Origin of the sequence: Lentisphaera profundi, from assembly GCF_028728065.1 — a bacterium.
Lineage (GTDB): Bacteria > Verrucomicrobiota > Lentisphaeria > Lentisphaerales > Lentisphaeraceae > Lentisphaera > Lentisphaera profundi.
This window is the reverse complement of the sequence record NZ_CP117812.1, coordinates 818,557-826,952: the sequence shown is the minus strand read 5'-3', so window position 1 is coordinate 826,952 and position 8,396 is coordinate 818,557. Positions and strand designations below refer to the sequence as shown.

The window sequence follows — 8,396 nt, the reverse complement described above, 5'->3', positions numbered from 1 at the left end:
TTATCTGTTTATATAAATGAATCAACTTTGCTACCTGAGATATGATATGGAATCAACATTTCACATACTCTAGAGATATAGATTAAATAACTTGCACCGAAAAATCCTGCAGTATTCAAGTATAGGCTATTAAATTAGATTTACTTTTTAGTGCTTAAAGCACGGATTAACTTTACCTAGTTCGTCAGAGCCAGGAGAAAACGAGTAAATGAAGAATTAGTGAGTTCTGCAGGAACGTATTAAAGCTCTAATCCATGCTTACAGCATTCCGAACACTATTCTCTATAGCACTTCCCTAGGCTTACGCCATTGGGCTTAATTGAGTCATCCTTACAGCATTTTCTATTAAGATTTTTTATCTCTATGTTATTGTCGGATTAATAGCTGCACACTCATTTTACTCTCCCGACGGACCTTAACAGTCTTAAAAGACTCTCCATCACAATTCTTACCTTCCTCTAAATCCAATTATTATTAACCGGTTTTTCAGATACTCTAACTCTAGGAATCCATGATTCATAAGTTTATTTCAAGCCATATTCCACCGAAACTACGACAGGGCTTACACCCTTATTTATTATGTGCCTCTACTCATCGTCCACCAGCCTAGACATAAAGTGGACTTTTCATGTAATAACTCGCTAAATAACATGCTTGATTTAGTCCAAAATCAATCGTTTAATTAGGCATAATTCAAACTACCACTATTGTAGTTATTCTTATATCATACCCTTGCAACTAACTCTTTAAGACGACCACGTAAATGAACATCAAAAAAATTCTTATCACAGGCGTAGCCGGATTCATTGGATACCATTTAGCCAAAAGGTTAATTAGCTTGGGCTATCAAGTCGTGGGTATTGACAATCTCAATGACTACTACGATGTAAATTTAAAGTTAAGTCGCCTCAAAGAGCTCGGTATCAATACATATTCATTCGAAACCAACAAACATGAAAAGTTTATATTTCAAAAAATAAAACTTCAAGATACGGATGCAATCAATGAACTTTTCCAAAAACACTCATTTGACGCCGTCTGTAACTTAGCTGCACAAGCAGGAGTTCGCTATAGCATAGAGAATCCCGCCGAATATATCCAGAGTAACCTAACAGGTTTTGGAAATATTTTAGAAGCTTGCCGTAATTTTAAAATTAAACACTTGGTTTATGCGAGTAGTTCTTCGGTATACGGTCTTAATAATCAAAGTCCTTTCTCTGAAACTCACAGTACTGACCATCCTATCAGTCTCTATGCTGCCACAAAAAAATCTAATGAGATGATGGCCCATAGTTACTCTCATCTCTATGACCTTCCTACCACTGGCCTACGCTTTTTCACGGTCTATGGTCCCTGGGGTCGCCCGGACATGGCACTATTTTTGTTTACCGATGCAATCCTTAATGATAAAGTCATTAAAGTATTTAATAATGGCGATATGTATCGTGATTTCACCTATATCGACGACATAGTCTCCGGCATCAACAAAGCACTCATATCTCCTCCCAAAAGAAACAATGAATTAAAATCTCTAAGCACTGATACTTCTTCCGCCCCTTATGAAATCTATAATATAGGTAATAATAAACCTGTATCATTAATGGATTTCATCAAAGCCATTGAAACGGCCACCGGCATCCAAGCCAAAAAAGAATACCTCCCTCTACAAGCCGGAGACGTCGTCTCTACCCATGCTGACTGTGCTAAAATCATTAAACAATTAGATTATAAATCTCACACTTCTATAGATGATGGGGTAAATCAATTTGTTCAATGGTATAAAACATTCTATAAGTCCTAAACAATGAAAATATTATTACTTGTCCAAGAACAACAACGATCTATTTTTGATACATGGTACGACGCCATCGCCGCTAAAACAGAAAAATGCGATATCATAAGAGTTTCGTCGCAAGAGCAAAAAAGATTGAAAAAATTTATTGTAAAGTCAAAAGTAGACTTCACGCAGTATGATCGCGTCATTCTTTTTCTACGTTATAAAAAAATGATGCGTCAAGTTAGCTTCATTCAAAGCATTCCTAATCTCGCTATCATTGAACTAGATGCATACCAAAACTACTGTGAAAGTAAATATAATGGTCGCTTCACATCGTACTTCAAGCAACTGCCCTGGGCACGTATTCTTTGCACGGGCAAGAGCCATACCCAAAGCCTATGTGAAGAAGGCTTTGACGCTTGCTTCATTGGCAAAGCCTATGACCATAAAATCTTAAAAAACCTGCATAGTAAAAGAGATATTGAACTAGCTTTTTTAGGTAGCCTGCAAGCGGGTGTTTATAAATATAGACGTGAATTTTTAGAAGAACTCGCCAAAAAAGAACCGATACTCATAAAACGCACTGATTCTGGCCAAGAGTATCTAGAGATGCTCAATCGTATTAAATTTTTTATTAGCCCCGATATCCCTTTCAAAGAATACATGATCAAAAATTTTGAAGCCATGGCATGTGGCTGCGTCTTATTCACTTGGAACAACGGCGAAATCGAAAATAAGGAACTAGGTTTCATAGACATGGAAAATGTCGTCCTATACACATCTATAGATGAACTTCAAACAAAACTTAATTTACTACGAAAGAATGATGATTTATCTATGAACATCGCCGCTAATGGGCAAAAATTAGTCGAAGCACATCACACCTGGGAGCACAGCGCAGATAAAATCATTGAACAACTCCAAGCTCCCCTACGAAAGAGAGTGAGCGAATCAAGTTTTTTTGGCTTAAGTAAACACTACAAACTTGACACACCGTAAACCCTCCTTCACCACAGCGCTTAAATGAGGACAAAGGCTATCATAACTCCAGACCTCTACTGCTCTTCATCGGCTAATAATTATCGAACACGCTATTGTATATATTTGATTATCATTTTTTATACAGCAACAAAGCACAATGTCATAAAACATTATCGAGCTAAGACAGCCGGGTTCCCGACCAGCCCTGATCATAAAAGAGAATTTTATATGAGTTTCTTTTTCATTCTTGAATAGACTTTTCGACGGCGAAAAAACTCCTTAATAAATATAGCTTTAGGATCCACAGAGCCTACAATTAAGGCATCTAAAATAAGTTGCATTTTCTCAATAACATAGCTATCCTCTGCAAAATATTTTAAATATACCTGTAGATAAATAATTAAATTCGATACGAGCTCAGGATTTTCTTTAATTAAATAATCAACGATATCTTTAATTGTTTTATCGCATAAAAAATCTATTTTTTGCTCTATATCTGCATCGGAGATTTTTGGCAACTCTACTTTAAATAAAATCTCAGTTTTAAGAAACTCTTTAGCAATACTATTATTACTTTCTTCATATTTTTTTATGTAGTTAAGCTTTTCTTTTGTCGTCAGAATACCGTGATCGGAAAAAGCTTTATTTTTTCCTAAATTCAACGCACGCTTTTCCAAAACTTTTGCAGTTTTAAAACTGATACTCTTAGTTAAACCCAAGTAGTTAAGCACTCTTTTAAACTCCAAGGCACCTAGATCTAATGATGGATTAGTAAAACTTTTAAGGACTTTAAATCCTTCTGAATTTTTTAGGCCAAAAATATTTAAGAAGTCATCAAAAATATTGCCATTAACAAACTGTCCCTTTTCATAGGGGCGAACGATTACATTTTCTTTACCCACCATCTCAGACCAAAACTCAAGAAGAATACTATAATCTAAACAGATATCGCCCCCATGCTCATCAATAGTAGATTTAAAATCCTGTAGTTTAATTTTTTGGCAAAATGAAGATTCTAAATAGGATTCCTGCCTACGTAAATAGACGATAACTTTCACTTTTTTTGCTAGGCCACACAATTCTTTAGTGCGTCTAGGGTCTCGGTTTATATCCTCTAACAGTTCACTAGATATCAAGCACACCTTAGCAGTATTTTTATTTGCTAAAATCTCCTGTCTAATTTCTGAGAAATCGTCAGTTTTTGACCTAAAAAGTAGATGATGATTTGATGCGTCATGCTTCATCACAAGGTCTGATGTTGGATACAAAATACCATTTTCCATGAGTAGTTCTTTATTATCACGACAGTAATTTTGAATGACTGTCGTACCCGTTTTACGGGTACCTATATGGAGATATAATGTTTCAAATTTTTTCATTATACACTAAAAACCTTCTAAATATTTTGATGAAATTATTGTTCGATTTTTTAAATTTTTTAACCGCTTGATAAATAACGTTTGCCATTTCAAACAAATCTAGCCATGAAGCTTACGCTTCATCTTTAAATAGATCCAATAACGTTTAAACATACTAGATACAAATATTGATTTTTTATTTTCATTATAAGTATTCATTATTTGAAACATAATATTCATTTTATCCATTACATACTCATCAACTAAACCGATCTTCAAATATACCTGTAAATAAATACTTAAAATCGAAACTAAGTCGGAATCTTCATCAAGCAAATATTTCACTATCTCTTCAATCCTAGCTACAGATAGACAGTCCGTTTCTTTATCTTTATCTTTATCTAGAAACCTTGGAAGTTCTGCGGTAAATAAAACGTCAGTTTTGAGGAACTCTTTAGCAATACTATTATTACTTTCTTCATATTTTTTTATATAAGTAATTTTTTCTTGTGTCGTCAAGATACCATGATCCGAGAAAGTTTTATCTTTTCCTAAATCCAAGGATCTTACCTCCAGTAACCTACCAACTTTAACATGTAGATCTCGTGGTAATTCCAAAAAATTAACTAATCTCCTGAACTCCAAAGCTGCGCTATCTAATGAAGGGTTTGAAAAACTTTTTAGGATCCTAAATCCTTCTACGCTACGTAAGTTAAATATGCTTAAGAAGTCATCAAAAATATTAGCCCCCACAAAATGCTCTTTCTCATAAGGACGAACGATTATATTTTCCTTTCCTACGAGTCCAGACCAAAAATCGAGAAGAATACAATAATCTAAGCAGACCTCATCTTCAAAATCATAAATATCCGACTTACAACGCCTCATTTTGATTTTCTGACAATATAAAGACTCTAAGTAAGAGTCCTGCCTACGAAGATAAACGATAACCTTAATGTTTACGGCCAGCTTAAAAAGCTCTTGAAGACGATCTGTATTGTCTCTAAAATCCTCCAAAATCTCACTAGATATCAAACAAACCTTAGCCTTAGATTTCTCTTCCAAGATCTGCTCTCTAGTCCGGATTCCATCTACCCTTTTATTCTCCACCACTCTATGATGATGCGTTGTTCCCTTTCTCATTAACAAGTCCGATGTAGGATATAAAATCCCCTTCTTCATCAGCAGTTCTTTATTATCATAAAAAAAATTTTGTAAAACTGTCGTTCCCGTTTTACGCGTTCCTATATGAAGATACAATGTTTCAAATTTTTCCATTATCAATCAAGGATCCTATATATTAAGTTTGACGAAAATGATAGTTCAACATTTCAAAATCTTTTTTATAATAGTCTTTCATAAAAGACAAAGTATCATCACAATAATACTGATCATGACTATAGCTATACATGAGGTTTTTATTAAATATTTTCTTAAGCCTTAAAAACAATGATTTTTTATTTTTGGATTTATTAGATTTTGGCAATTCAAGTTTCACCTGTAAATGTTCACAGATTTTCTTGAAATCATCTTCAATGTTCTCAAATCGACCTATGAAATCTACAAGTAATTCGCCCTTTTCATTATAGATGAAATCTGATTGTGGCATAATATGGCGGTAATAATCCAAATAATTCACATAATCATCATCCATAGGACCAGGAAAGTTTTTTGTTAGGTAGCTTTTAAAATCATACTCATTATAAAAGCGACGATAGCGATATTCCGAGACTATACGCTCATAGGGGTCTCTAACAAAAGTAAACTTGAAGTAACTATCGAATTGTTCTTGAGTTAAATAACCATACTTGAGATATTCCTCTGCCGTCATATGCTGCAAGTGCGGTGGCCCTTTTAAAGGATCAGCATTTTTTTGTATTAAAAGCTGAGCTCCATCCTCTCTCAGTATTTTCAAATGCTGTAAAAAAGCTTTTTCTATACTCGTACCTGCTACTTTTGGTATGTGTACAAAAACACATTTTAATTCATGACAAATCATTTTTTACACCTGGCAAGTTCAATTAATATTTTTTTATATATACGTTCACAATTTTTACCATCATAATGAGTAAAAAACTTATCTCTCCAAGAAAGATCTAATAGCTTATCATAACCACTTTCCGTAGACTCCATTAGCAAATCAATACACTCATCAGCGCTTTTGCATATGGGGCCAAAAATGCCTTTATCAAAATCCAATAAACTCCCACGTTGTTTTAAGTATTCACTTTGATCAAACTGATAAAAAATCACTCCTTTTTTGAGCAATAAAAACTCCCAACTTACTGATGAATAATCCGTAATAAGCAAAGAACTAATAAGGATCTGCTGCTGTATATTAGTATTCTCTGGAAGCAAACAAATATTTTCATTAAATAAGTCATCAGGCAAGTCGGAATAATATTTCATATTATTCCTATGTAAATAACAGTTGATTTTGATTCCATTTTCCCTTAAAAAGGCTAATAAGCGGGGGTTTGTTAAAAATGAGGTAAAATTCGCATAGAAATCACTCTCTTTAAAAGAATCTTTACCCACAAACCACTCTCGCCAGGTTGGCATATAAAAAATGGTTTTTTTATCTGGAGTTATTTTTATTGATTCAGTTATTAATTTGTCATGCTGTGGAAATCCTGTTAAAATTAACTCCTGCCCTTTTCCTAAGAGAGGCGCCTTTAACTTGGCCTCTTCTTCTCCACATGTCACCGAAAAGTCCGCTTCGTATTTGATTGTATTATTTTTTAAGCCAAATACGCCATGCTGTAAATTCACCTTCACTGCCCGACTAAGGTACTTTTCATTAATACGTACAATATCCCCTTTTAGACCCGAAGAAAAAACTAAGGCTTTTGCACTTAAGCTAAAATAATTTGCCTTAATGCTATCCTTATACAAAACGGGACCAAGCTTGCGTACTTTTTCTAAATCTTTTGAGTGTTTACTTAAAACATAATAGGCTTTTTGCCCCGTTTCATTCATCAGGTACTCAAAAAAGGTACATGAATTATCACAATAAGTTTTTGCACCAACACCACCAATCAACCAAACATCACCTTCATAGGGCTTCAGTTTATGCAAAAGTTTAGCTATTTTTTTATTGACTGATACTAATATTCGCTCAATCGCTTTATAGCTAGATAAGCCCATAACTAAACCTTTTCAATATCAGTATCTACAAGACTTTGAATAACTCTAAGCTTCCAGAATGCAATATTTACGGCCTCAGCAGTAAAATACTTCTCAATTTTTTCATCTATTTTACTAATGAAAACTTCTTTATCTATTTCGCTTCTTTCATAGGAACTCAACAATAGCTCACTCAAAGCTTGAGCATCTCCTATGGGGAAACCTACATTTAAGCCCTCAATAGCTTCTGTATTGCCATTACATAATGATGCGATTGGAGGAACTTTCGCCGCATAAGCCTCGAGTATTGCAACTGGTAGACCTTCACGAATTGAACTCAAGACAAAACAATCAAAAGCTTTAAAGTATTTCACTGCTTCTGGTATATTCCCAAGAAGCTTTACTCGACTCTCTAAATTTAATTCTTGAACTTGTGCCTTTAACGCTGACATCAACCTGCCTTCACCAACAATGATTAAAATTGCGCTTGGCATCTTTTCACTTACTAAAGAAAAAGCTTTAATCAAAGTCTTTTGATCTTTATCTTCGTGTACTCTGCCAACATTCGCAAAAACAAAAACATCCTCTGATAAGCCCAAAAATGATCTTGCGCCATTTTTACTTAACTGAGCTTCACGAATTTTATCAAAATTCAGACTATTATATAAAAAATCAATTTTTTCTTCGGGAAAGAGCGGAAGTGACTTACGCATATCATCTCTAATGGCTTTAGAAACCCCTAGTAAGCTTAGCTTATCCTTAAAATAGTAGGCAAAAAGCTTTCGTTTCCAACCAGAAAATACACCATCAATATGGCTTACACCTATGGTGTAAATACCACATCTCAAAGAGATATACATAGACTTATATCGATGAGCGACGCAAAAATCAAAGTTATAGCTATCATTTATAGCTCGAAGTTTCTTTATGGCTTCTTGTTTCAAGCCTTTTAAACTTGCTGTAGACTGATTTAAAAACAAGACTTTGTCAGCATAGAGCTCATCTGCCACATCAGTGGACGGCTCTCCTTTTATAAAAACGACCACCAAGTTAATATCTTTGCCCTCAAACAGATAGGAATACTGTACCGCCACACTTAAAAATGGGGTCGAATATGAGTGACACAATAACAATACATTTTTTCTGTTCAATTT

Annotated in this window: 7 protein-coding genes; 2 read left to right on the top strand and 5 right to left on the bottom strand. The window is 34.3% G+C overall.

Annotated features, from left to right (window positions below):
* Window positions 1-763 precede the first annotated feature (763 nt).
* A complete protein-coding gene (locus tag PQO03_RS14910) occupies window positions 764-1,801 on the top strand; it encodes an NAD-dependent epimerase (protein ID WP_274153986.1) in 1,038 nt (345 codons plus the stop codon).
* A gap of 3 nt (window positions 1,802-1,804) precedes the next feature.
* A complete protein-coding gene (locus PQO03_RS14905) occupies window positions 1,805-2,776 on the top strand; it encodes a glycosyltransferase family protein (protein ID WP_274153985.1) in 972 nt (323 codons plus the stop codon).
* A 206-nt stretch (window positions 2,777-2,982) separates the two neighbouring features.
* Here PQO03_RS14905 and PQO03_RS14900 read toward each other — a convergent pair whose 3' ends face one another.
* From PQO03_RS14900 to PQO03_RS14880, 5 genes are all read right to left on the bottom strand, one after another.
* Window positions 2,983-4,137 (bottom strand): hypothetical protein, encoded by a 1,155-nt coding sequence (locus tag PQO03_RS14900; RefSeq protein ID WP_274153984.1) that lies wholly within the window; start codon window positions 4,135-4,137, stop codon window positions 2,983-2,985.
* Window positions 4,138-4,236: 99 nt separating this feature from the next.
* Window positions 4,237-5,394 carry a hypothetical protein gene (locus PQO03_RS14895; protein WP_274153983.1) on the bottom strand — a complete coding sequence of 386 codons (1,158 nt, stop codon included), beginning with the start codon at window positions 5,392-5,394 and terminating at the stop codon, window positions 4,237-4,239.
* 22 nt (window positions 5,395-5,416) lie between these two features.
* Window positions 5,417-6,115 carry a sulfotransferase family 2 domain-containing protein gene (locus PQO03_RS14890; RefSeq protein ID WP_274153982.1) on the bottom strand — a complete coding sequence of 233 codons (699 nt, stop codon included), beginning with the start codon at window positions 6,113-6,115 and terminating at the stop codon, window positions 5,417-5,419.
* Window positions 6,112-7,158, bottom strand: a complete 1,047-nt coding sequence (locus PQO03_RS14885) for a CDP-glycerol glycerophosphotransferase family protein (protein ID WP_274153981.1) — start codon at window positions 7,156-7,158, stop codon at window positions 6,112-6,114. The genes PQO03_RS14890 and PQO03_RS14885 overlap by 4 nt, the downstream gene beginning before the upstream one ends.
* Window positions 7,159-7,265: 107 nt before the next feature.
* Window positions 7,266-8,393, bottom strand: coding sequence for a glycosyltransferase (locus PQO03_RS14880; protein ID WP_274153980.1), 1,128 nt, complete (start codon window positions 8,391-8,393; stop codon window positions 7,266-7,268).
* Window positions 8,394-8,396: the final 3 nt, after the last annotated feature.